Here is a 24137-nt window from a genome sequence, read left to right on the forward strand (position 1 = left end):
TGCGGCGCGGGTGCGGCCGGCGGTGGCGTGTACTGCGGCGCGGGTGCGGCCGGCGGCGGCGTGTACTGCGGCGCGGGCGGCGCGCTCGGCGGGGGCGGCGGGGGCGGCGGCGGGGCCTGGGCGACCGGCGGCGGGGGCGGCGGGGCCTGCGTCACCGGCGGCGGGGGCGGCGGCGCGGCCTGCGGGGCCGGCGCGGGTGCCGCCGTGGCGGGGGCGGGTGCCCCGTCGACCACGACGCCGTGGTCCTGGATCAGGTCGGCGAGGCCACCGGCGTAGCCCTGCCCGACCGCCCGGACCTTCCACGCCCCGGCCCGCCGGTAGAGCTCCAGCGCGATGACGATGCTCTCCGTGGCGAGGCCGGTGACGGCGTAGTTGACCAGTTCGGCGCCGGCCGCGTCGTAGACCCGGGCGGTCGGCGGCGCCACCTGGCCGAACCGCTGGCCCTGCCCGTCGACGCTGACGACGATCCGGACCTTGTCCACGTCGGCCGGCACCGCGCCGGTGTCGACCGAGACCTCCCACGGCTGGCCCGGTGAAGGCTGCCGGCAGGAGACCCCCGGCCCGTTCGGCTGGTTGTAGAAGACGAAATCGGCGTCGGAACGTACCTTGCCGTTCGCCGCGACCAGCAGCGCGGACAGGTCGGTCGGGCAGGCGACCTCGACCACGACCCGTACCTGGGGCGCGGTCAGGGCGGTGTTCTGCCCCTTGACCAGGGCGGTGGACATCTTCGTCTCCTCGTGGTGTCAGCGGGACGCGGTGGACGTCGGCCGGTCGATGGTCTGTTCGCCGTACCACCGCACGATCTCGTCGCCGGCGGCGGCGCCGGCGGACGCGGTGGTGCGGCAGTGCGGCACGGTGAATCCGGTCAGGTGCAGCTCGCCGTGCGCGGGCCGGATGGCCGCGTCGGCGGCCCGCAGCATATCGGCGTCGAGCAGCGAGTCGCCGCCGGCGACGACCCGGTCGGCGGCCAGCCGCTCGGCGACGTGGGCGACGGCGGCGGCCTTGTCCAGGCTGGACGGCAGCAGGTAGAGCTTGCGGCCCTGCAGCGACACCCGCCAGCCGCAGGCGCCGGCCCACTCGCCGGCCTCGGCGGCGAAGTCCGGCAGCCACGCCTCGCGGGTCTCCACCGTCAGGTAGAGGAAGAAGTCCTCGACCGCGCGCACGGCGGCGAACCCGCGCCGGCCGTGCCAGTCGACGCCCTGCTGCCAGACCGCGTCGAACGTGGCCGCGGCGGCGGCCATGTTGCGGCGGACCTGCCGCTCCCAGACCGGGTCGGACTCGCCGTCGACGAGCAGCCGGGCCCCGTTGCAGACGATCGCCAGCGACGGTGCCCGGCCGGGCAGCCGCAGCCGCAGGTATTGAGGGACCGACCGGGTGGTGGCCGGCACCACCACCCCGGCCGCCGCCAGCTCGGCCCAGCGGGCCGCGGTGGCCGTCGTCATGTAGGCGTAGGTGCGGTCGCCGTCGATGTCGACCGGCACCAGGTCGGCCGGGTCGGGGCGGGTGGCGCCGGCCGCCATCGCGCGTTCGGAGAACAGCACCGTGCCGTCGAGGTCGGTGGCGATGACCGTGCTCACGACGCCACGTCCGTCCCGGCCGCGCCACGCGGCCGGATCAGACCCACCGCCGAGTACGGCAGGTCGGCCACCTTCTCCACCGGCACGCCGCGCTGCTCGGCGAGCAGCAGTACGTGCCCGAGGTCGGCGACGGCGTCGGGGCGGATCAGCACCCGCCACGGCACCCGGCGCAGCAACACCCGGGTCGTCTCGCCGACCCCGGGCTTGAGCAGGTTGACGTTGTCGAGGCCGTACTCGCGGGTCAGCCGGAGCGCGGTGTGCCAGCCGCTCCAGTCCGGGGTACGGTCCGCCGCGGCCAGGGCCGGCCAGTCGGCGGCGACCCGGTCGGCGACCGCCGGGAACCGCTCGGTGATCCGGTCGAGCAGCAGGTTGGAGACGTCGACGTCGGCGAGGTGCCGGTAGAACTTCGCGCCGTGGAACTGTCCCGGCCCGATCAGCCGGTCGTTGAGCACGGTGCGCGACACGAGCCCGGACACCGTCGAGTTGAGGCACGCCGACGGGATCAGGAAGTCGTCGCGGGTGCCGAACACGGTCACGCAGTTGCCGGGGTCGGCGAGCACGGCCAGCGTCGGGTCGAAGACCAGGCCGTCCTGTTCGGCCAGCAGGTCGACGGCCGTCCGCAGCTCCCGGGAGATCGCGCCCTTGCCGGTCCATCCGTCGACGAACATCACCTGGGCCGGGTCGTGGTGCCGGGCCAGGTAGCGCATCGCCACCCGGTCGATGCCGCGGTCCCGCACGATCGACACGGTGTAGTGCGGCAGGGTGACGCCGTGGGCGTACCGCGCCCAGCGGCGCATCAGGATGCCGATCGGGGTACCGGCCCGGGCCAGCGACACCAGCACCGGCGCCTCCCGTTGCGCCAGCACCAGTTCGGTGACCACCCCGACCGCGTGCGCGACGCGGTCGGCGGATTCGGCCAGCGCGGCGTGGAACAGCTCCAGGTATTCCCCGGACGGTTGGTATTCGGTCGGCAGCGACTCGGCGTAGTGGGCGGCGCCGGACTGGATCCGCGCCTCCCGCTGCTCGACCGGGGCCTCCAACTCCACGTCCGACAGGTCGGTCAGCAGCCAGGTCACCTCGGCCGCGTCGTACGAGGAGAACGCCGGGCCGTGAAGCGGCGTGGGCAGGGTCATCGGGCTACCTCCTGTCCGGCCGGCGCCGTGGCGACCACCGGGACCAGATCGGGTACGACCGCGACGGTGACGCCGCCGCTGACCGCGCGCAGTGCCGCCACCAGCCCGTCGTCCTGCCACAGCCGCGGGGTGTCGGCGGTCCGGTCGACGACCAGCACGATCCGGTCGAACGGTTCGGCGGCATCTGGCGGCGCGACGTTGTAGACGTACCGGACGCCGTCGGTCTCGTGGTCGTGCGGAGGGAACGTCAGCGTGGTGCGGATCGCGTATCCGGGCTCGTCGACGGCGAGCACCGGCGAGCGGGTGGTGGAGGAGAACCGGACCGGACCGGGTCGGGTCCGCGCCAGCCGGCAGGCCAGGGCGAGCGGGGCGTACATGAACTCCTCGGTGCCGAGTACGAGGATCCGCGCGTCGTCGGGGAACCCGGCGGCGACCTGTTCGGCGAGCCGGGACACCGCCTTGGCCAGGGCCGGCCGGTGCCGGGCGGCGAACCCGTGCCGGCCGCCGTCGGGCAGGTCGGCCGGCCAGTCGGCGTCGACCCGTACGACGTCCGACGGCGCCCGGCGCGGTGCCGGCGACCGGCCGCCCGAACGGCGCGGGGCGGCCGGGGGCCGCCCGGTGTCGACGGCGTCGACCAGTGCGCGGCCGCGTTCGAGCACGTCGTCGGGGAGGACGACGCCGCCGGCGGCCAGCGACACCACGTCGACCCGGGCCCCGAGCTCGGTGCCGAGTTCGGCGAGCATCCGCTGGTCGGGGCCGCCGCGCAGGTCGAGCAGGGCGGCGATGGCGTAGTGCTCGCGGGGCCGTAGGGCGTGCAGGGCGCGGATCGTCGCCGCCGCGGTCCGCCCGGTGGACAGCTCGTCGTCGACGAGCAGGAGCGGGCCGGGCCGGTCGAGCCAGCCCGGGTCGGCCGGGAGCAGCAGGTGCTCGGTGGCGTGGCTGTGGGTCTCGTCGAAGCTGCCGAGCAGCGGCACGCCGGGCACCGGCCGGCGGGTGGAGTGCAGGTAGTCGGCGCCGGCGAAGACGTCGGCGACGACGTGTCCGAGGGCGGTGGCGGTCTCGGCGTATCCGACGACGAGGGGCGGCTCGGGCAGGTGCGCGACGCCGGCCGGCGGGATCCCGGAGCCGGGGGCCGGGGCACGGTCCGGCCCGGGTACGGCGTCGATGTCGGTCAGCTTCGCGCCGAGCAGTTCGGCGACCCGCCGGCCGAGCAGCCAGCCCGCGGTGTAGACGGTCCGCGGGTCGACCGGGATGTGCTTGCCGAGCACCTCGGAGACGATCAGGTGGGCGCGGCGGGGGTTGCGCCGGACGGCCAGGCCGGCGAGGTCGGCCAGGTGCGGGGTGTCTGCCGGCGTGCCGGGAGCGGCGGTGTCGACGAGGCGGATGCCGAGGCGTTCGGTGACCCAGGTCCCGGACCAGGTCGTGTCGGTGCGGCTCAAGCGGCGAGCTCCGGCGGGCTGACGGTGGCGTCGAGGAAGTCGACGAAGCCCACCCCTTCGGCGGCCACGCCGAACACGCTGGCCCGCAGCAGGGTCTGCTCGGCCCACGGGCGGTGCGGCTTGACCTCGTTCATCTTGTTGCCGTAGAGGCTGCGCAGCACGCCACCGCCGAGGCCGCCGGCCGAGTCGTCGCAGATCGCCACCGCGTCACTGTATTCCTCGTGGCTGACAACACTGAGGGCGTGTACGGCCGCCGCGTGGCTCGGGTGGATGACGGTCTTGCCGTTGAGCCCGTTCGAGCGGTCGAGCAGCAGCTCCCGGATCAGGCCGTCGAGCGCCTGTCGGACCAGGTGGCGGCGCAGCAGCCGGCCGCTGTCGTCGTGGTCCTCGAACGGGGTGACCCGCAGTTGCGGCTTCAGGACCCGTTCGCCGCCGGAGAAGTACTCCCACACCGGGCCGGTCACGAGATAGCCGGTGCCGTCGCGGCGGGCCATGACGTTGATGATGTCGGTCAGCACCGAGGCGACGACGCCGATGTCCCAGGCGGTCAGTTCGGCCGGCCGGCGCAGGCCGTAGACGCTGCTCAGGTCGGTTGCGCCGACCCGTACGGCGAGGATCAGGTCGCGGTTGAGGTCGAGCAGGTGCCGGATCGCGAGCAGGGTGCCCTGCCGCGTCTCGGCGTGTGCGATCTCGGGGGTCTCCAGCACCGGCATGGCGTACAGCGGGCGGCCGGTGGCCCTGGCGACGTCGCGTACGGCGCGCAGCCCGGCATGCCCGGAGTCGTCGGCGCGGAACTTGGGCAGGACGAAGCCGCTGAGCACCCCGAGGTCGTCGCCGAGCCGTTCGGCGAGCCGGTAGATCTGGTCGGGGTGGCGGACCCGGACGAAGAGCAACGGGCCGTCGGGGCGTTGCTGCGCCACCTGCCGTAGCTGCCGGGGAAGGTTGATCTCGGCCGCGTCGACCTCGTCGTCGCGGATGGCGTCCTCGAGGCAGCACACCATGCTCATCACGCCCTCGGTGTGGCACCGGGCGATGTCGGAGGCGAGCTGGGGGCGTACGGCGGGGGAGTAGAGGGTGGCGCCGAGGGCGAGGGCCAGCCGTTCGGGCGGTGAGTCGCGGGCGAAGTCGGTCGGGGGGCGGTGGAACAGCGTGTCCGCCGCACCCCCGACCAGGTGGGAGAAGTAGCGCATGGCTGTCCTTTCTTCTCTTCCCGGGACGGGGGCGCGGCGCGCCACGTGGTGATGGGTGGCCCGCCGGCGGGTGGTGCCGGCGGGTGGTGCGGATCGACCCGGGCGGTCAGGCCAGGTTGGCGGCCACCAGGGGCATGAGTTCCTGGAACGTGCGGCCGCTGCCGGGGGCGCCGATGGCGGTGAGCGCCCAGCCGGCGCCCTGGCGGTTGACCCGGGCCATCACCAGCGCGGTGTGGGTGCCGGATCCGGTCAGGGTGAAGCGGGCCAACTCGCTGCCGTTGGTCTCGTCGACCACCCGGCAGTAGGCGTTGGCGACCCGGGAGAAGTCCTCGCCGGTGAACGAGTTGACGGTGAAGACCAGGGTCTGCACCGCGGCGGGCACCTGACCCAGTTCGACGATGATCGACTCGTCGTCGCCGTCGCCCTCGCCGGTGGTGTTGTCACCGGTGTGGACGATCGAGTTGTCCTTGCTGCGCAGTTGCCGCCACCACACCTGGTCGAGCAGCCGACCCGAGCCGTCGAGCAGCAGGCACGACGCGTCGAGGTCGATGCCTCCGCCGCCGCCGCGCAGCTTGCCGAAGAATCCCTTGGCGGGTGCGGCGTCCCAGCCCAGGCCCATTCGGATCCGGGTCAGGGTGCCACCGGGCTTCTCGAGTGAGACCCGCTGCCCTTTGGTCAATTGCACTGCCATGGTGCTGCTCCCTGCGTTGGTGTGTCCGTCAGACCTTCGCGAGTTCGGAACCCGACTGGTCGGAGCCGGCGCCGGCACGGCGGTTGCGGACCACCGAGCTGGCGAACGAGGCGAGGATGAAGGCGAGGCCGATGAGGCCGGTGAAGATCTCGTTGATGTGGATGTTGATGGTCAGGATCAGGATCGTGGCCAGCGCGCCGATCGCCCAGTGCGCACCGTGTTCCAGATAGACGTACTCGGCCAACGTCCCCTTGTTGACCAGGTAAACGGTGATCGAACGGACGAAGAAGGCACCGACGCCGAGGCCGGCGACGATGATGAAGATGTTCGAGGTGATCGCGAACGCGCCGACGACGCCGTCGAAGCTGAACGACGCGTCGAGGACCTCGAGGTAGAGGAACAGGAAGAACGCGGCCTTGCCGACGGCGACGGTGACCGGCTGTCCGCCCTTGGTCTCGGTCTTGGTCTTCGCGTCGGCCGCGACGGCCTCGGCCACCGCGTTGGTCGCCGGTACGCCGGGCGCGGTCGTCGGGTTCTTCGCGTCCTTCGACCCGTCCGCGTCCTCGGACTCGTGGGTGACGTTCTCGACCAGGTTCTCGCCGGCCGACTCGAACAGTTCGCCGAGGCCCTTGACCAGCAGGTAGGTCACGATGCCGTAGAGGCCGGAGGTGAGTACGGTCGCCGAGTTGTCGCCGGCGAGCAGTTCGCCCGCGACCAGCAGGACGCCGAGGCCGACGACGACCGACAGGTGGTCGAGCCGGCCGAGCTTGGCCAGCACCGCCTCGATCGGCTTGATCCACTTGATCTCGCGGTCCTCGAACATGAAGTCGAGGAAGATCATCAGCAGGAAGATGCCGCCGAACGCCGCGATGGCCGGGTGCGCCTCCTCCAGCGCGTGCTGGTAGTCGTCGGGCGAGTCGATGGCCAGCTGGAAGGCCTCGATCGGGCCGAGGCCGGCGGTGAACGTCACCAGCAGCACCGGGAAGACCAGCCGCATACCGAAGACGGCGATCGCGATACCGACGGTGAGGAAGATCTTCTGCCAGAACCGCGACATGCGTTGCAGCACGCTGGCGTTGATGACGGCGTTGTCGAACGAGAGGGAGACCTCCAGCACGATCAGCACCGCGACCAGGACCAACGCGGTAGGGCCACCGAACCAGGCTGCGGCGATCAGAGTCGCCACAGTGATCGCCAGGGACCAGAAGAAGGTACGTAAGAACACGTGGCGCTCCGAATGGACAGTTGTCAGAGGATGTCGATGTGCTGGTGGAGATCGTTCGATGGACCGGTTGAAGATCGTCCGGCGGGAGGTCTCGAAGTGGTGTCGTTCACACGGCCGCGGGCCGCCCGTCCGGTTGGAAGGACGACCCGCGGAGTGAAAGTGCAGGCGGCTGGCTGCGCCGCCGGTTGTCAGACGTTGACGCCGAAGTCCTGCGCGATGCCCCGCAGGCCGGAAGCATAGCCCTGGCCGACGGCCCGGAACTTCCACTCGGCGTCACGCCGGTAGAGCTCGCCGAACACCATGGCGGTCTCGGTCGAGGCGTCCTCGGAGAGGTCGTAACGGGCCAGCTCCTCGCCGCCCGCCTGGTTGACCACCCGGATGAAGGCGTTGGCGACCTGGCCGAACGACTGGCTGCGGCCCTCGGCGTCGTAGATCGACACGGTGAACGTGATCTTGTCGACGTCGCCGGGCACGCCGGCGAGGTTGACGTTGAGCTGCTCGTCGTCGCCGTCACCCTCACCGGTGAGGTTGTCACCGAGGTGCTGCACCGACCCGTCGGGCGAGGTCAGGTTGTTGAAGAAGATGAAGTGCTGGTCCGAAATTGCCTTGCCCGAGGCGTTGCAGATGATGGCGCTGGCGTCGAGGTCGAAATCGGTGCCGGTGGTGGTGCGTACGTCCCAGCCCAGGCCGACCGTGACGGCCGTCAGACCCGGGGCCTGCTTGGTGAGGCTGACGTTGCCACCCTTGCTGAGGCTGACTCCCACGAACTCCTCCAACTCACTGCACGGCGGGACGATCCCGCGAATGAACTTGTGGCCGGGCCGCAGCCCGTACCAGCGTGTAATACCACTGTGAGGCCGGGTCTCCCGGCTGCCTCACCGAGCGTCGCAGACCGACGCAACACGTGACGCACCCTCGATGGGCGACCTGACCTCACGGAACGGGGAGGTTACCACCGTGAGATCAAAGAATCCTGAGAAACGGATTGTCACGGACGAACCGCCGACCGAACCGGCCCGGCGTCACCAGCCGCGGGCCCGCCACTCCGGCACCCCCGGCCGTTCGGCACCCAGCGTGCTGTCCTTGCCGTGACCGGGATAGAACCAGGTCTCGTCGGGCAGCCGGTCGAAGAGCTTGTGTTCGACATCGTCGATCAGGGAAGCGAACCGCTGCGGGTCCTTGTCGGTGTTGCCGACCCCGCCCGGGAACAAACTGTCCCCGGTGAACAGGTGGGGCACCCCCGCCGGGTCGCGGTAGAGCAGGGCGATCGACCCCGGCGTGTGCCCCACGATGTGGATCACCTCCAGGGGGCAGTCGCCGACGCGTACGGTGTCGCCCTCGGCCAGCGGCTCGGACGGGATCGGCAGCCCCTCGGCGTCGAGCGTGTGCACCAGCGACCGGGCGCCGGTGGTCGCCACCACCTCCTCCAGCGCCACCCAGTGGTCCATGTGCTGGTGGGTGGTGACCACCGCGGACAGCCCGCCGTCGCCGACCAGTTCCAGCAGCCGTGGCGCCTCGTTGGCGGCGTCGATCAGCACCTGGTCGCCGCTCGCCCGGCAGCGCAGCAGGTAGGCGTTGTTCTCCATCGGTCCGACCGAGAGCTTGGTGATGACCAGGTCGTCCAGTTCGCGTACGTCGGGTGGGCCGCCCGGCGCGACATCTCCGGTATAAGGCATCGGGGTTTCCTTCACATCCAGCTCGGCGGATTCGGCAGCGGTCCGTCCGGGGTGACCTGGAGCGACTCGCCGGTGGACCGCCCGGTGAGCCACCCGGCCAGCGCGTGCGCCGGCCCGGAAACCGTCGGCGCCGCCCCGGCCGCTCCGACGGACAGTTCCTGCCCCGTCTCCACCGGGCACAGCACCACGTTCGGCGCGTCGTCGCGCCCGGCGTACCCGTCGACGATCTCGCGCAGCAGGTGGAGGCTGAACGCGTCCGGCCAGTCCGCCGGGTGGTAGCCGGCGGCGAGGTCGACGTGGTGCACCTCGACCTCGCGCAGCCGTCGCCACACCCCGTACGCCGCGGTCTGCGGGCGGTCCGGGATCTCCAGCGTGGTGAGCCACATCTCGCTGGTCAGCCGGTCGGCCGTGGCGGCGTGCCGGGCGGCCGAGTCGCGCAGGTCGGCGAGCTGGACCGCCAGCGGGCGCCCGGCGCCCGCCTCGATGTCGGCGACCCGGCGCTCCCAGCTCGGGTACTGCGGGGTCACCACCCCGGTCCGCGCCCACTCCAGCAGGTTGGTCATCCCGTCGGCGTTGCGCGCCAGGTGGGTCAGCACGTGTCCGCGGCTCCAGCCCGGCAGCGCCGACGGCGCGGCGACCGCCGCGTCGGAAAGGTCCGCCACCGTCGACAGCAGCCGGTCGGTCGCGCGTCGCACCTCGGCCATGAGTACGAGCGGGTCAGCCGTCACGGTCCGACCCTAACCGCCGTACCGCCAGGGGGCAGGACGGAAATGCCTTTCGGCGGGTCGGGGGAGGCTCTACCGTCGATGCCGACGCGTCACGCAGGAACCGAGAGGGGGTGCCAGTCCATGCCGCCATCCATGCGGGCGAACGTGACCAGCCCCGTCTCACCGGGTATCTGACGGCCCGCACCGGGCCGCCGGCACCATCACGCACGAGAAGGTTCCCATGACGTTCGACATCACGTCCCTCGGTTGGGACGCCGAGCGGGCCGCCGCGTTCCGCGCGCCCGATCCCAGTCATCGACCCGGCCGGGTCATCCGCGTCGACCGCGGCGCCTGCACCGTGCTGTGCGCCGACGGCACCGTACGCGCCAGTCTCGCCGGCGGGGTCCTGGTCGCCGCCGGCCGTGACCCGGCGAACCTGCCCTGTGCCGGCGACTGGGTGGTGGTCCGGCACTGGCCCGACCAGCGGGTCACCGTCGAGGCGGTGCTGCCCCGGCGCACCGCCGTCGTACGGCGCACCGCCGACAAGGACTCGACCGGTCAGGTGCTGGCCGCCAACGTCGACACCGTGGCCGTCGTCGAGCCGATGGACCCGGCGCCGGACGTCGGCCGGATCGAACGACTGCTGGCGCTCGCCTGGGAGTCCGGGGCCCGGCCGGTGGTCGTCCTCACCAAGTGCGACCTGGCCGCCGATCCGGCGGCCGTGGCCCGGCAGATCGCCGAGATCGCGCCCGGCGTGGAGATCGTGGCGGTCAGCGCGCAGCGTGGCGACGGCCTCGACACGCTGCGGCCGTCGATCGCCGCCGGCCGGACCCTGGCCCTGCTGGGCCCGTCCGGCGCCGGCAAGTCGACCCTCGTCAACGCCCTCGCCGGGGCGGTCGTGATGGCCGCCCAGGGGGTCCGCGGCGTCGACGGCAAGGGCCGGCACACCACCACCTACCGGGCGTTGATCCCGATCCCGGGCGGCGGCGCGGTGCTGGACACCCCCGGGGTACGCGCGGTCGGCCTGCTCGACGCCGCCGGGGGACTCGACCAGGCATTCGCCGACATCGCCGAGCTGGCTGCCGGGTGCCGGTTCGGGGACTGCGCGCACAACGGCGAACCGGGGTGCGCGGTGCGGGCCGCGCTGGAGTCCGGTGACCTGACCGGCCGGCGCTGGGAGAGCTGGCGCAAGCTCCAGCGCGAGGTGGCGTTCGAGACCCGCCGCCGCGACGCCCGGGTGGCGGCGGAGCACCGGGCCAGGTGGAAGCGGATCGACCGGGACCAGCGGGCCGGGGGTGCCCGCCCCTAGCCGTCGGCCCCTGGCTGGCGGCCCCTGGCTGGCGGCCCCTGGCCGTCGGCCCCGGCCGGCGCGTCGGGCGCGGGCGCGGCACCGGCCGTCCGTGGCGCCGCCGCCCCCGGTGACCTGGGGTCGGGGGTGTGGGGCGGGTCGCGGGAATTCGGGGGAGGGGAAAACTGTCATACCCCGCGGATACAGTAGCCGCGACGTTTCTGTGTCGTTGGCATCTACGACCGGCGGGCATCAGCGTCGATGAGATCAGGCGTCGATGGGATCAGGTGTCGACGAGATCAAGTCGATGAGTGACGACATCGTTACTGTGCCGGTGCCCCGGACAGATCCCCTTATATTGCAACTGGGAGTGGGCGGACAGTGGCCGACCGACTGATCATCCGCGGCGCGCGCGAGCACAACCTGCGCGACGTCAACCTCGACCTGCCGCGGGACGCGATGATCGTGTTCACCGGGCTGTCCGGCTCGGGCAAGTCCAGTCTCGCGTTCGACACGATCTTCGCCGAGGGGCAGCGCCGCTACGTCGAGTCGCTGTCGTCGTACGCCCGGCAGTTCCTCGGCCAGATGGACAAGCCCGACGTCGACTTCATCGAAGGACTCAGCCCCGCGGTCTCCATCGACCAGAAGTCGACCTCGCGCAACCCCCGCTCGACCGTGGGCACCATCACCGAGGTCTACGACTACCTGCGGCTGCTCTTCGCCCGGGTCGGCGAGCCGCACTGCCCCGTCTGCGGCGAGCGGATCTCCAAGCAGAGCCCGCAACAGATCGTCGACCGGGTCCTCGCCATGACGGAGGGCACCCGGTTCATGGTGCTCGCCCCGGTCGTGCGCGGACGCAAGGGCGAATACGTCGACCTCTTCGCCGAACTGCAGGCCAAGGGCTACGCCCGGGCCCGGGTCGACGGCGTCGTGCACCCGCTCAGCGAGCCGCCCAAGCTCAAGAAGCAGGAGAAGCACACCATCGAGGTGGTGGTCGACCGGCTCACCGTCAAGGCCGGCGCCAAGCAGCGGCTGACCGACTCGGTCGAGTCGGCGCTCGCGCTGGCCGGCGGCATCGTGCTGCTCGACTTCGTCGACCTGGCCGACGACGACCCCAACCGCGAACGGCGCTTCTCCGAGCACCTGGCCTGCCCCAACGACCACCCGCTGGCGATCGAGGACCTCGAACCCCGGGTCTTCTCCTTCAACGCGCCGTACGGCGCCTGCCCCGAGTGCACCGGCCTCGGCACCAAGAAGGAGGTCGACGCCGAACTGGTCGTACCCGACCCGGAGCGCACCCTGCGCGAGGGGGCCATCGCGCCGTGGAGCGGCGGGCACACCCTCGAATACTTCCTGCGCCTGCTCGAGGCCCTCGGTGACGCCGAGCACTTCGACCTCGACACCCCGTGGCGCAAGCTGCCGTCCCGGGCCCAGAAGACGATCATGTACGGCTCCGAGGACCAGGTCCACGTCCGCTACCGCAACAAGTACGGCCGGGAGCGTTCCTATTACACCGGCTTCGAGGGCGTGGTGCAGTGGATCGAGCGGCGGCACTCCGACACCGAGTCGGACTGGTCCCGCGACCGCTACGAGGGCTTCATGCGCGACGTGCCGTGCGGCACCTGCGGCGGCACCCGGCTCAAGCCGGAGGTCCTCGCGGTGACCCTGGCCGGCAAGAACATCGCCGAGGTCACCAACCTGTCGGTCGGCGAGTGCGCCGACCTGCTCGGCGGCCTGGTCCTCACCGACCGGCAGAAGATGATCGCCGAGCGGGTGCTCAAGGAGATCAACGCCCGGTTGCGGTTCCTGGTCGACGTCGGGCTCGACTACCTGTCGCTCGACCGGGGTGCCGGCACGCTCTCCGGCGGCGAGGCGCAGCGGATCCGGCTCGCCACCCAGATCGGCTCCGGCCTGGTCGGCGTGCTCTACGTGCTCGACGAGCCGTCGATCGGGCTGCACCAGCGGGACAACCAGCGCCTGATCGAGACCCTCGTACGCCTGCGCGGGCTCGGCAACACGCTGATCGTCGTCGAGCACGACGAGGACACCATCCGGGCCGCCGACTGGATCGTGGACATCGGCCCGGGCGCCGGCGAACACGGCGGCCGGATCGTGCACAGCGGCTCGGTGGACGACCTGTTCGCCAACGAGGAGTCGCTGACCGGCGCCTACCTGTCCGGGCGGAAGGCGATCGTGACGCCGGCCACCCGCCGCCCGCAGACCGCCGGCCGCGAGCTGGTCGTGCACGGTGCCCGCGAGCACAACCTGAAGAACCTGACCGTCAGCTTCCCGCTCGGGCAGTTCATCGCCGTCACCGGGCTCAGCGGGTCGGGCAAGTCGACGCTGGTCAACGACATCCTCTACACGGTGCTCGCCAACCAGCTCAACCGGGCCCGGCTGGTGCCCGGCCGGCACACCCGGGTCAGCGGCCTCGAACACGTCGACAAGGTCGTCGGCGTCGACCAGTCGCCGATCGGGCGTACGCCGCGCTCGAACCCGGCCACCTACACCGGTGTCTTCGACCACGTACGCAAGCTGTTCGCCGAGACCACCGAGGCGAAGGTACGCGGATACGGTCCCGGCCGGTTCTCGTTCAACGTCAAGGGCGGGCGCTGCGAGGCGTGCTCGGGCGACGGCACCATCAAGATCGAGATGAACTTCCTGCCCGACGTCTACGTCCCGTGCGAGGTCTGCAAGGGCGCCCGCTACAACCGGGAGACGCTGGAGGTCCACTACAAGGGCCGGACCATCTCCGAGGTGCTGGAGATGCCGATCGAGGAGGCGGCCGAGTTCTTCGCCGCCATCCCGGCCATCCACCGGCACCTCAAGACCCTGGTCGACGTCGGCCTGGGCTACGTCCGGCTCGGCCAGCCCGCGCCGACCCTGTCCGGCGGTGAGGCGCAGCGCGTCAAGCTCGCCTCCGAGTTGCAGAAGCGCTCCAGCGGCCGCACCGTCTACGTGCTCGACGAGCCGACCACGGGCCTGCACTTCGAGGACATCCGCAAGCTGCTCAAGGTCCTCGACGGGCTGGTCGACAAGGGCAACACGGTCATCGTCATCGAGCACAACCTCGACGTGATCAAGTCCGCCGACTGGCTGATCGACATGGGACCCGAGGGTGGCCACCGCGGCGGCACGATGCTGGCCGCCGGCACCCCGGAGGAGTTGGCCGAGGTGGCCGACAGCCACACCGGTCAGTTCCTGCGCCCGGTGCTCGGCCTGACCGGCGAGCCCGACGGCGGCGCGTCGGCGGTCGCCCGGGCGGCGAAGGCCAACGGCCGGTCCACCGGTGCGAAGGCCACCGGCCCGGCCACGAAGACCGCCGGCCCGGCCACGAAGACCGCCAGGGCGACCGCCGCGAAGACCGCGAAGTCCGCGGGTACGGCCGGCGCGAAGGCCGGTGGGACCGACGGCGAGGCGGGGGCCGGCGGCACCGCGCCCAAGACCCGCGCCCCCCGCAAGGCGGCCACCCGGACCCGCGGCTGAACCAGCGCCGGTTCGATTCCGTGCCTTCTGGTGGGTCGTGGAAGATCCAGGGCCCACCAGCAGACAGGAAGGGCTTCGCATGAGTGACGACCAGGTCGTGACCGGGCCGGGCAGCACCACCCGCCGTTCGCTGTTCGCGGGTGCCGGCGCGGTCGGCGCGACCGTCGTACTGGCCGCCTGCGGCGGTGACGACGGGTCCCCGGACGGCGGCACGTCCACGCCCGGCACCGCACCGACCGGCGGCGGCGACACCGGCGGCGGCGTCACCCTGGGTTCGACCGCCGACGTACCGGTCGGCGGCGGGGTCATCTTCGCCGCCCAGCAGGTCGTGGTGACCCAGCCGGCGGCGGGTGAATTCAAGGCGTTCAGTTCGATCTGCACCCACCAGCAGTGCCCGGTCAGCCGGATCGAGGGCGGCATGATCAACTGCACCTGCCACAACAGCCGGTTCTCGATCGAGGACGGCGCGCCGCAGGGCGGCCCGGCCACCGCGCCGCTGCAGAGCAAGACGGTCACCGTCCAGGGCGACAACATCGTCCTGGGCTGACGACCGGCGTCGCGGCGGGGCGTCGACCGACGCCCCGCGCGGCGCCTCCGGGTCGTCCCGCCCGCCGGGTCCGGTCCGTCGACCGGGTCGTGTCGGGGGTACGGGCTAGGCTTGCCGCCGTGGCTGACCCCTCGACCTACCGCCCCGCCCCGGGGACGATTCCCGAGGCGCCGGGGGTCTACCGCTTCTACGATCCCGGCGGCCGGGTCATCTACGTCGGCAAGGCGAAGAACCTGCGCAGCCGCCTCAACTCCTATTTCACCGACCCCTGGCACCTGCACCAGCGCACCCAGCAGATGGTGACGACGGCCTCGTCGGTCGACTGGGTCATCGTCAGCAGCGAGGTCGAGGCGCTGCAGCTCGAATACACCTGGATCAAGGAGTTCGACCCGCGGTTCAACGTCAAGTACCGCGACGACAAGTCCTACCCCTACCTCGCCGTCACCCTCGGCGAGGAGTTTCCCCGGCTGCAGGTGATGCGCGGCGAGAAGCGCAAGGGCGTGCGCTACTTCGGGCCGTACTCGCATGCCTGGGCGATCCGCGAGACGCTCGACCTGCTGCTGCGGGTCTTCCCGGCCCGCACCTGTTCCTCCGGGGTCTTCAAGGCGGCCGGCCAGGCCGGCCGGCCGTGCCTGCTCGGCTACATCGGCAAGTGCTCCGCGCCGTGCGTCGGCCAGGTCGGTGCCGACGAGCACCGCGAGATCGTCGACCGGTTCTGCGACTTCATGGCCGGGCGCACCGACACCATGGTCCGCCGGCTCGAACGCGAGATGTCGCAGGCCAGCGAGCGGCTGGAGTTCGAGCAGGCGGCCCGGCTGCGCGACGACCTCGCCGCACTGCGCCGGGCGATGGAGAAGCAGACCGTGGTGTTCGGTGACGGCACCGACGCCGACGTGGTGGCGTTCGCCGAGGACCCGCTGGAGGCGGCCGTCCAGGTCTTCCACGTCCGCGGCGGGCGCGTCCGCGGCCAGCGCGGCTGGGTGGTGGAGAAGGTCGAGGACCTGACCACCGGTGACCTGGTGCACTACTTCTGCACCCAGGTCTACGGCGGCGAGCACGGTGAGGCCGACGTGCCCCGGGAGCTGCTGGTGCCGGCCCTGCCCGGCGACGCCGAGGCACTCACCGAATGGCTGTCCGACCACCGGGGCAGCCGGGTCAGCCTGCGGGTGCCGCAGCGCGGTGACAAGAAGGCCCTGCTGGAGACGGTGGGTCGTAACGCCGCCGAGGCGCTGGTCCGGCACAAGCTGAAGCGGGCCGGCGACCTGACCACCCGTGGCAAGGCCCTCGACGAACTCGCCGAGGCGCTGGGCATGGAGACCGCGCCGCTGCGGATCGAGTGCTTCGACGTCTCGCAGATCCAGGGCACCGACGTGGTCGCCAGCATGGTCGTCTTCGAGGACGGGCTGCCCCGCAAGAGTGAATACCGCCGGTTCGCCGTCCGTGGCGCGACCGACGACCTGTCCGCGATGGCCGAGGTGCTGCGCCGACGGTTCAGCCGCTACCTCGACGCGACCAGTGACGAGATACCGGCCGGCAGCGCGACCCCCGCCGGTGCCGCCACCCCGGACCGGCCCGGCCTGTCCGGCGGCCCGGTCGCGGCCGACGGTGCGGTGGGCGCCGGGGTGCCGGCGGAGAGCGCGCCGGACGGCGACCCGGACGGCGACCCGGACGGGGGGCCGGCCGGCAGCCTGCTCGACCCGACCACCGGCCGGCCGCGACGGTTCGCCTACCCGCCGCAGCTCGTGGTCGTCGACGGCGGGCAGCCGCAGGTCGCCGTCGTCGCCCGGGTCCTGGCCGAGCTGGGCATCGACGACGTCGCCCTGTGCGGGCTGGCCAAACGGTTGGAGGAGGTGTGGCTGCCCGACGACGACTTCCCGGTGATCCTGCCGCGCACCTCCGAGGCGCTCTACCTGCTCCAGCGGATCCGCGACGAGGCGCACCGGTTCGCGATCGCCTACCACCGCCAGCGCCGCTCCAAGCGGATGACCGCCTCGGGCCTGGACGGGGTGCCCGGCCTCGGCGAGGTACGCCGCAAGGCGTTGCTGCGCCACTTCGGTTCGCTGAAGCGCCTGTCGTCCGCGACGGTCGAGGAGATCACCGAGGTGCCGGGGGTCGGCCCGCGCACCGCCGAGGCGATTCTCGCGGCCCTCGGCGGCGAGCCGGCCCCGCCGCCCGCACCGGACGCCCGGGCGGAGACCGGCCCGGACGCCGTCGCCGGCCCGGCCGTGACGGCCGCCGGCGGGCCGGCCGACGACGCCGGCGCCGGCCCGGACGGCACGCGCGGCGCCGGGTCCGAACCGGCCGCGCGGCGTGACGACGCCTAGGATCGGATTCTGGTCGAGCGGCCCGACGGGCCGCCCGTACGCGACGGGGAGATCGTGAGCGAGCGAACCATTGGGCTCAGTGCCCGGCCCGACGCCGCCGAGCGCAGCGAGCGAACCATCAGGTTCAGGTCTTGGCACGGCGCCGCCGAGCGCAGCGAGGGGGCGGTGTGAGCGAGCGCAGTGAGGACAACGGACCCGGGGCCACCCGGTCGGACACCAGGCTGGTGGTGGTCACCGGTGTCTCCGGCGGCGGCCGCAGCACCGTGGCCCGCGCCCTGGAGAACGTCGGCTTCTACGTCGTCGACAACCTTCCCCAGGCACTGATGCTCGAGATGGCCGAGCTGGCGTACGCCGCCGGTGGCGCCGCCCGGCAGACCGCGATGGTGCTGGACGTCCGCAGCCGGGCCTTCTCCACCGATCTCGCCGGTGCCATCGAGGCGCTGCGGGAGCGGGGCTTCCAGCCCCGGGTGGTCTTCGTCGACGCCGACGACGAGGTGCTGATCCGCCGCTTCGAGAGCGTCCGGCGGTCGCATCCGTTGCAGGGCGAAGGACGGCTGGTCGACGGCATCACCGCCGAGCGCAAGCTGCTCGAGGAGGCCCGCGACCAGGCCGACGTGATCATCGACACCAGCCATCTCAACGTCAACCAGCTCCGGCGCCGGGTCGAGGAGCTGTTCGGGGGCGAGGACGCCCGCCGGCTGCGGGTGACCGTGCTGTCCTTCGGGTTCAAGTACGGCCTGCCGCCCGACGCCGATTTCGTGCTCGACGCGCGTTTCCTGCCGAACCCCTACTGGGTGCCGGAGTTGCGCGAGCACACCGGCCGGGAATCCGACGTCAGCGACTACGTGCTCGGCCAGGATGGCGCGATCTCGTTCATCGAGGCGTACGCCGGGCTGATCAGCTCCACCGCCGCGGGTTTCGAGCGGGAGGGCAAGCGCTACCTGACGGTCGCCGTCGGGTGCACCGGCGGGAAGCACCGCAGCGTCGCCATCGCCGAGGAGTTGGCCGCCCGGCTGCGGCTGGCCTGGCTTTCGGCCAACCCGCAACACCGTGACCTGGGGCGCGAGTGAGGGGGCCGGGACCGGGGGCGTCCGGCGGTCCGGGTCCGGTCCGGGTCGTCGCCTTCGGCGGCGGGCACGGGCTGGCCGCCTCGTTACGCGCGCTGCGGCAGTGCCGGCTCGATCTCGACATCACCGCCGTGGTGACGGTCGGCGACGACGGCGGGTCGAGCGGTCGGCTGCGTACCGACCGTGGCTCGCTGCCTCCCGGCGACCTGCGGCAGGCGCTCGTCGCGCTGACCGCCGACACCCCGCAGACGCGCCGCAGTGCCGACCTTTTCCAGCACCGGTTCACCCCGGTTCCGGCGGGTCAGCCCGACGACCCGCTGGTCGGGCACGCGGTCGGGAACCTGGTGCTGTGCGGGCTGATGGAGCTGCTCGGCGACCCGGTGGCCGCGCTCGACCACGCGGCCCGGATGCTGGACGCGGCCGGCCGGGTGCTGCCGATGTCCTGCGACCGGGTGGAGATCGAGGCCGACGTTCGGGGGCTCGACCCGGCCCGCCCCGACGAGCTGGTCACGGTTCACGGCCAGCACGAGGTCGCCGTCACCACCGGCCGGGTGGAGACCGTACGCCTGACCCCCGGCGCGCCGGCGGCCTGCCCGCAGGCGCTGGCGGCGGTGGCCGACGCCGACTGGTTGATCTTCGGCCCGGGAAGCTGGTACACCAGTGTGATTCCGCATCTGCTGGTGCCCGAACTCGCCGCCGCGATCGTGGCCAGCCCGGCCCGGCGGCTGGTGACCCTCAACCTGGCCGCCGAACTGGAGACCGACGGCCTTTCGGTCGCCGGGCACCTGGCGGCCCTGCACCGGTATCTTCCGGAGTTGGCAGTTGACACGGTTATCGCGGACGGGAAAGCCGTAGGTGACCCCGAACCGGTCAATCGTGCGGCAGAATCGCTGGGTGCGCGGCTGTTACTCGCCCCGGTGGCGGTCTCCGACGGCGGCCCCCGACACGATCCGGCCGCATTGGCGGCCGCGCTGGTTCCCGTACTGGGTTCCGCTCGTTAAGCACGTACGAAAACACCGGCAGCAAGCCGGAACCGGCCACGAGGTGACGTGAGAAAATGGCGATGACCGCTTCGGTCAAGGACGAGCTGAGCCGGGTCGACGTACCCAAACCCTGCTGCCGCCGGGCGGAGATGGCCGCCCTGCTGCGCTTCGCGGGGGGCCTGCACATCGTCTCCGGCCGGGTTGTCGTGGAGGCCGAGCTGGACACCGGCGCCGTCGCCCGGCGGCTGCGCCGCGAGGTGGCCGAGGTCTACGGCTACCCGAGTGAGATCCACGTGCTGGCGTCCGGTGGGCTGCGCAAGAGCAGCCACTACATCGTGCGGGTGGTCAAGGACGGCGAGGCGCTGGCCCGCCAGACCGGGCTGCTCGACGTGCGCGGGCGTCCGGTGCGCGGCCTGCCGCCGCACGTGGTGTCGGCCAACGTGTGCTGCGCGGTGGCGGCCTGGCGGGGGGCGTTCATGGCGCACGGCTCGCTGACCGAGCCCGGCCGGTCCTGCGCCCTGGAGATCACCTGCCCGGGGCCGGAGTCGGCGCTGGCCCTGGTCGGCGCCGCCCGCCGGATCGGGGTCACCGCGAAATACCGCGAGGTGCGTGGTGTCGACCGGGTCGTGGTCAAGGACGGTGACGCGATCGCCGCGCTGCTCACCCGGATCGGCGCGCACTCCAGCGTCCTCGCCTGGGAGGAGCGCCGGGTACGCCGGGAGGTGCGGGCGACCGCGAACCGGCTGGCCAACTTCGACGACGCCAACCTGCGCCGTTCGGCGCGGGCGGCGGTCGCGGCGGCGGCCCGGGTGACCCGTGCCCTGGAGATCCTCGCCGACGACGCCCCCAACCACCTGACGTCGGCCGGCCAGTTGCGGCTGGAGCACCGGCAGGCGTCGCTGGAGGAACTGGGCGCGCTCGCCGACCCGCCGCTGACCAAGGACGCCATCGCCGGGCGCATCCGCCGGCTGCTCGCCCTGGCCGACAAGCGGGCGCGTGACCTGGGCATCCCCGACACCGAGGCGGCCGTCACACCGGACATGATGGTCGTCTGAGCACCGACCGGGGCGGTTTCCGCCCCGACGCACCACGACGGACAGCGCTCGGATAGGGTCGCAGCGTACGGCGACGGGGCCGGCACCCGGCCCAACCCGCCGCACGCACCGCCTCGGGCGGTCAGAGCTTCTTCCGGAGGCGTGGCGGGGCGGCCGGGGTGACCTTCGGCGGCCGACCGCGGACGGTCGGCGCACAGAATTTCCGCCGGTCACGGGCTTTCCCGGCGGACCAAAATGCGAGGAGATGGAACCTGTGACCATCCGGGTTGGCATCAACGGCTTCGGCCGCATCGGCCGCAACTTCTTCCGGGCGGTGTCCGCGTCGGGCGCCGACATCGAGATCGTCGCCGCCAACGACCTGACCGACAACGCGACGCTCGCCCACCTGCTCAAGTACGACAGCATCCTCGGCCGCTTCCCGCAGGAGGTGAAGGCGACCGCGGACGAGATCACCGTCGGTGGCCACACCGTCAAGGTCTTCGAGGAGAAGGACCCGGGCAAGCTGCCCTGGGGCGACCTCGGTGTCGACGTGGTCGTCGAGTCGACCGGCTTCTTCACCGACGCCAACAAGGCCCGGGCGCACATCGACGGCGGCGCGAAGAAGGTCATCATCTCGGCCCCGGCCAAGAACGAGGACGTGACGGTCGTCATGGGTGTCAACCAGGACACCTACGACCCCGCGCAGCACTCGATCATCTCCAACGCGTCGTGCACCACCAACTGCCTCGCGCCGATGGCCAAGGTGCTCAACGACACGTTCGGCATCGAGCGTGGCCTGATGACCACCATCCACGCGTACACCCAGGACCAGAACCTCCAGGACGGCCCGCACAAGGACCTGCGCCGGGCCCGCGCGGCGGCGCTGAACATCGTGCCGACCTCGACCGGTGCGGCCAAGGCCGTCAGCCTGGTGCTGCCGGAGCTGAAGGGCAAGCTGGACGGCTACGCGCTGCGGGTGCCGATCCCGACCGGCTCGGCCACCGACCTGACCGTCACGCTGTCGCGTGAGGCGTCGGTCGAGGACGTCAACGCCGCGCTCAAGGCCGCCGCCGAGGGCCCGCTCAAGGGCATCCTGGTCTACACCGAGGACGAGATCGTCTCCAGCGACATCGTCACCGACCCGGCCTCCTGCATCTTCGACGCCGGCCTCACCAAGCGGATCGGCGACCAGGTCAAGGTCGTCGGCTGGTACGACAACGAGTGGGGCTACTCGAACCGCCTGGTCGACCTGGTCAAGCTGGTGGGTTCGTCCCTGTGAGCATCCGTACCCTCGATGATCTTCTCGCCGAGGGTGTGTCGGGTCGGCGCGTACTCGTACGCGCCGACCTGAACGTCCCGTTCGAGAAGGAGCATCCGGGCGTCATCTCCGACGACGGCCGGATCCGGGCGGTGCTGCCGACGGTCACCGCGCTGCGCGACGCCGGTGCGGCCGTGGTCGTGGTCTCGCACCTGGGGCGGCCCAAGGGCGCGCCGGACCCGAAATACAGCCTGGCGCCGGTGGCGACCCGGCTCGGTGACCTGCTCGGCTCCCAGGTGGTCTTCGCCGGGGACACCGTCGGTGAGTCGGCGCGGGCCGCGGTCGGCGCGCTGACCGGCGGGCAGGTGGCGCTGCTGGAGAACCTGCGGTTCAACCCGGGGGAGACCAGCAAGGACGACGCCGAGCGGGGCGCGTTCGCCGACCAGCTCGCCGCGTTCGCGGACGCGTACGTCGACGACGCCTTCGGTGCCGTGCACCGCAAGCACGCCAGCGTTTACGACGTACCGGAGCGGCTGCCGCACTTCGCCGGCCGGCTGGTGCTGCGTGAGGTCGAGGTGCTGGCCAAGCTGACCGGCGACCCGGAGCGGCCGTACGTGGTCGTGCTCGGCGGCTCGAAGGTCTCCGACAAGCTGGCGGTGATCGAGTCGCTGCTGCCGAAGGTCGACCGGCTGCTGGTCGGCGGCGGCATGTGCTTCACGTTCCTCAAGGCGCAGGGCTTCGAGGTGGGCCAGTCGCTGCTGGAGGAGGACCGCGTCGAAATTTGCCGGGACCTGCTGGAGCGTGGCGGCAACCGGATCGTGCTGCCGGTCGACGTGGTCGCGGCCACGGCGTTCTCGGCCGACGCGGAGCGGACCGTCGTCGACGCCGCCACCATCCCGGCCAACCGGATGGGGCTGGACATCGGCCCGCGCAGCGTCAGCCTCTTCGCCGAGGTGATCGGCGACGCCCGCACGGTCTTCTGGAACGGGCCGATGGGCGTGTTCGAGCTGGAGCCGTTCGCGGCCGGCACCCGTGGCGTCGCCGAGGCGATCACCAAGGTCGACGGGTTCACGGTCGTCGGCGGCGGCGACTCGGCGGCGGCCGTACGCACCCTCGGACTCGACGAGTCCGCGTTCGGACACATCTCGACCGGCGGGGGTGCCTCGCTGGAATACCTGGAGGGCAAGATCCTCCCGGGCATCGCGGCGCTGGAAGGATAGCTCGGTGGCTGACACTGTCCGCCGGCCGTTGATGGCCGGCAACTGGAAGATGAACCTCAACCACCTGGAAGCGATCGCGCTGGTCCAGAAGTTGGCGTTCAGCCTCAACGAGAAGCAGCTGACCGAGGTCGAGACGGTGGTGCTGCCGCCGTTCACCGACCTGCGCAGCGTGCAGACGCTGATCGACGGCGACAAGCTCCTGATCGGGTACGGCGCCCAGGACCTGTCGCCGTACGCGTCCGGGGCCTACACCGGTGACATCTCCGGCCCGATGCTCGCCCGGCTCGGCTGCACGTACGTCGTCGTCGGGCACTCCGAGCGGCGGGCCTACCACCACGAGGACGACGCGGCCGTCAACGCCAAGGTCGCCGCGGCGCTGGCCCACGGCCTCGCGCCGATCCTCTGCGTCGGCGAGGGCCTGGAGGTCCGCGAGGCGGCCGGCCACGTCGCGCACTGCAGCGATCAGCTCGACGCGGCCCTGAAGGGGCTCAGCGCCGAGCAGGTCGAGAAGGTCGTCATCGCGTACGAGCCGGTCTGGGCGATCGGCACCGGCAAGACGGCTACCCCGGAGGACGCCCAGGAGGTCTGCGGGGCGGTCCGCGAGCGGGTCGCCGAGCGGTTCGGCAAGGAGACCGGCGAGCGGACCCGGGTGCTCTACGGCGGTTCGGTGAAGTCGTCGAACATCGCCGGCATCATGGCCAAGCCGGACGTCGACGGCGCGCTGATCGGCGGGGCGAGTCTCGACGCCGACGAGTTCGCCAAGATCGTTCGCTTCCCGGAGCACGTCTCCCGGTAGCCGGTCGTCGACCCCTCGCCACCAGGACGGGTGGCGAGGGGTCGATCCGTACCCGGTGCACATGATCGCGGTCCTACCGCTATCCTTGGCGCGGCCCCGTAATCGAGAGGACTGACCTAACTATGCCGATCGCGTTCGCATACACGTTGATCGTGTTGCTGGTCATCACGAGCGCCCTGCTCACCCTGCTGATCCTGCTGCACCGCGGTAAGGGCGGCGGTCTGTCGAGCATGTTCGGCGGCGGTGTCAGTTCCAGCCTGGCCGGGTCGTCGGTCGCGGAGAAGAACCTCGACCGCTACACGGTTCTCGTCGGCATCGTGTGGTTCGCCTGCATCGTCGGGCTCGGCCTCTGGCTCAAGCTCGCCATGAACACGGGCGCCTCCTGAGCCGCGAACAGTCGTAGACTCGGCGCGCGGACCGCACTCATCTCGTCCGGAGGCGACAGGTAGCCGGGGTAGTCGTTGGCGTAGCCGGCGACCCGCACCAGCGTGTCCGG

Annotated in this window: 20 protein-coding genes and 1 pseudogene; 11 read left to right on the forward strand and 10 right to left on the reverse strand. The window is 72.0% G+C overall.

The window, feature by feature from the left end:
- The 10 genes from AB0I42_RS35405 to AB0I42_RS35450 form a co-directional block, all read right to left on the reverse strand.
- Positions 1–725, reverse strand: a 725-nt coding sequence (locus AB0I42_RS35405) for a TerD family protein (RefSeq protein WP_357544137.1), incomplete at its 3' end; no start/stop codon positions are given.
- Positions 726–743: 18 nt separating this feature from the next.
- Positions 744–1577, reverse strand: coding sequence for a hypothetical protein (locus AB0I42_RS35410; protein ID WP_357544139.1), 834 nt, complete (start codon positions 1575–1577; stop codon positions 744–746).
- On the reverse strand, positions 1574–2710 hold the full coding sequence (locus AB0I42_RS35415; RefSeq protein WP_357544140.1) for a cysteine protease StiP family protein: 1137 nt from the start codon (positions 2708–2710) through the stop codon (positions 1574–1576). Before AB0I42_RS35415 ends, AB0I42_RS35410 begins: the two co-directional genes overlap by 4 nt.
- On the reverse strand, positions 2707–4149 hold the full coding sequence (locus AB0I42_RS35420) for a phosphoribosyltransferase family protein (RefSeq protein ID WP_357544141.1): 1443 nt from the start codon (positions 4147–4149) through the stop codon (positions 2707–2709). Before AB0I42_RS35420 ends, AB0I42_RS35415 begins: the two co-directional genes overlap by 4 nt.
- A complete protein-coding gene (locus tag AB0I42_RS35425) occupies positions 4146–5339 on the reverse strand; it encodes an HpcH/HpaI aldolase/citrate lyase family protein (RefSeq protein WP_357544142.1) in 1194 nt (397 codons plus the stop codon). The genes AB0I42_RS35420 and AB0I42_RS35425 overlap by 4 nt, the downstream gene beginning before the upstream one ends.
- 106 nt (positions 5340–5445) lie before the next feature.
- Positions 5446–6030 carry a TerD family protein gene (locus AB0I42_RS35430; RefSeq protein WP_357520114.1) on the reverse strand — a complete coding sequence of 195 codons (585 nt, stop codon included), beginning with the start codon at positions 6028–6030 and terminating at the stop codon, positions 5446–5448.
- Between the two features lie 28 nt (positions 6031–6058).
- Positions 6059–7255 carry a DUF475 domain-containing protein gene (locus AB0I42_RS35435; protein WP_357544143.1) on the reverse strand — a complete coding sequence of 399 codons (1197 nt, stop codon included), beginning with the start codon at positions 7253–7255 and terminating at the stop codon, positions 6059–6061.
- A 188-nt stretch (positions 7256–7443) separates the two neighbouring features.
- On the reverse strand, positions 7444–8019 hold the full coding sequence (locus AB0I42_RS35440) for a TerD family protein (RefSeq protein WP_212820791.1): 576 nt from the start codon (positions 8017–8019) through the stop codon (positions 7444–7446).
- Between the two features lie 258 nt (positions 8020–8277).
- Positions 8278–8931 (reverse strand): MBL fold metallo-hydrolase, encoded by a 654-nt coding sequence (locus AB0I42_RS35445; protein WP_357544144.1) that lies wholly within the window; start codon positions 8929–8931, stop codon positions 8278–8280.
- 11 nt (positions 8932–8942) lie between these two features.
- Entirely contained in the window at positions 8943–9659 is a 717-nt protein-coding gene (locus AB0I42_RS35450; RefSeq protein ID WP_357544145.1) for a maleylpyruvate isomerase family mycothiol-dependent enzyme, read from the reverse strand.
- A 220-nt stretch (positions 9660–9879) separates the two neighbouring features.
- On the opposite strand from AB0I42_RS35450, the gene rsgA reads away from it, so the two are divergent.
- The 11 genes and pseudogenes from rsgA to secG all read left to right on the forward strand — a co-directional run bounded on the left by rsgA (position 9880) and on the right by secG (position 24027).
- Positions 9880–10947, forward strand: a complete 1068-nt coding sequence (gene rsgA, locus AB0I42_RS35455; RefSeq protein WP_357544146.1) for a ribosome small subunit-dependent GTPase A — start codon at positions 9880–9882, stop codon at positions 10945–10947.
- A 360-nt stretch (positions 10948–11307) separates the two neighbouring features.
- Positions 11308–14205: pseudogene (gene uvrA, locus AB0I42_RS35460) on the forward strand (excinuclease ABC subunit UvrA); the annotation flags it as partial.
- Between the two features lie 286 nt (positions 14206–14491).
- Entirely contained in the window at positions 14492–14959 is a 468-nt protein-coding gene (locus tag AB0I42_RS35465) for a Rieske (2Fe-2S) protein (RefSeq protein WP_357544147.1), read from the forward strand.
- A gap of 119 nt (positions 14960–15078) precedes the next feature.
- Positions 15079–17283: an excinuclease ABC subunit UvrC gene (gene uvrC / locus AB0I42_RS35470; RefSeq protein WP_357544148.1), complete on the forward strand. Its 2205-nt coding sequence runs from the start codon at positions 15079–15081 to the stop codon at positions 17281–17283.
- A gap of 167 nt (positions 17284–17450) precedes the next feature.
- On the forward strand, positions 17451–18353 hold the full coding sequence (gene rapZ, locus AB0I42_RS35475) for an RNase adapter RapZ (RefSeq protein ID WP_357544149.1): 903 nt from the start codon (positions 17451–17453) through the stop codon (positions 18351–18353).
- A complete protein-coding gene (gene yvcK, locus AB0I42_RS35480; protein WP_357544150.1) occupies positions 18350–19351 on the forward strand; it encodes a uridine diphosphate-N-acetylglucosamine-binding protein YvcK in 1002 nt (333 codons plus the stop codon). The genes rapZ and yvcK overlap by 4 nt, the downstream gene beginning before the upstream one ends.
- Positions 19352–19407: 56 nt before the next feature.
- Positions 19408–20388 (forward strand): DNA-binding protein WhiA, encoded by a 981-nt coding sequence (gene whiA, locus AB0I42_RS35485; RefSeq protein ID WP_357544151.1) that lies wholly within the window; start codon positions 19408–19410, stop codon positions 20386–20388.
- Between the two features lie 253 nt (positions 20389–20641).
- Positions 20642–21646 carry a type I glyceraldehyde-3-phosphate dehydrogenase gene (gap, locus tag AB0I42_RS35490; protein WP_357544152.1) on the forward strand — a complete coding sequence of 335 codons (1005 nt, stop codon included), beginning with the start codon at positions 20642–20644 and terminating at the stop codon, positions 21644–21646.
- A complete protein-coding gene (locus AB0I42_RS35495) occupies positions 21643–22845 on the forward strand; it encodes a phosphoglycerate kinase (RefSeq protein ID WP_357544153.1) in 1203 nt (400 codons plus the stop codon). Before gap ends, AB0I42_RS35495 begins: the two co-directional genes overlap by 4 nt.
- 4 nt (positions 22846–22849) lie before the next feature.
- Positions 22850–23641, forward strand: a complete 792-nt coding sequence (tpiA, locus tag AB0I42_RS35500; RefSeq protein WP_357544154.1) for a triose-phosphate isomerase — start codon at positions 22850–22852, stop codon at positions 23639–23641.
- Between the two features lie 122 nt (positions 23642–23763).
- Entirely contained in the window at positions 23764–24027 is a 264-nt protein-coding gene (secG, locus tag AB0I42_RS35505; RefSeq protein ID WP_212820767.1) for a preprotein translocase subunit SecG, read from the forward strand.
- Positions 24028–24137: the final 110 nt, after the last annotated feature.

The sequence above is a fragment of the Polymorphospora sp. NPDC050346 genome, from assembly GCF_040655695.1.
Classification (GTDB): Bacteria; Actinomycetota; Actinomycetes; order Mycobacteriales; family Micromonosporaceae; genus Polymorphospora; species Polymorphospora lycopeni.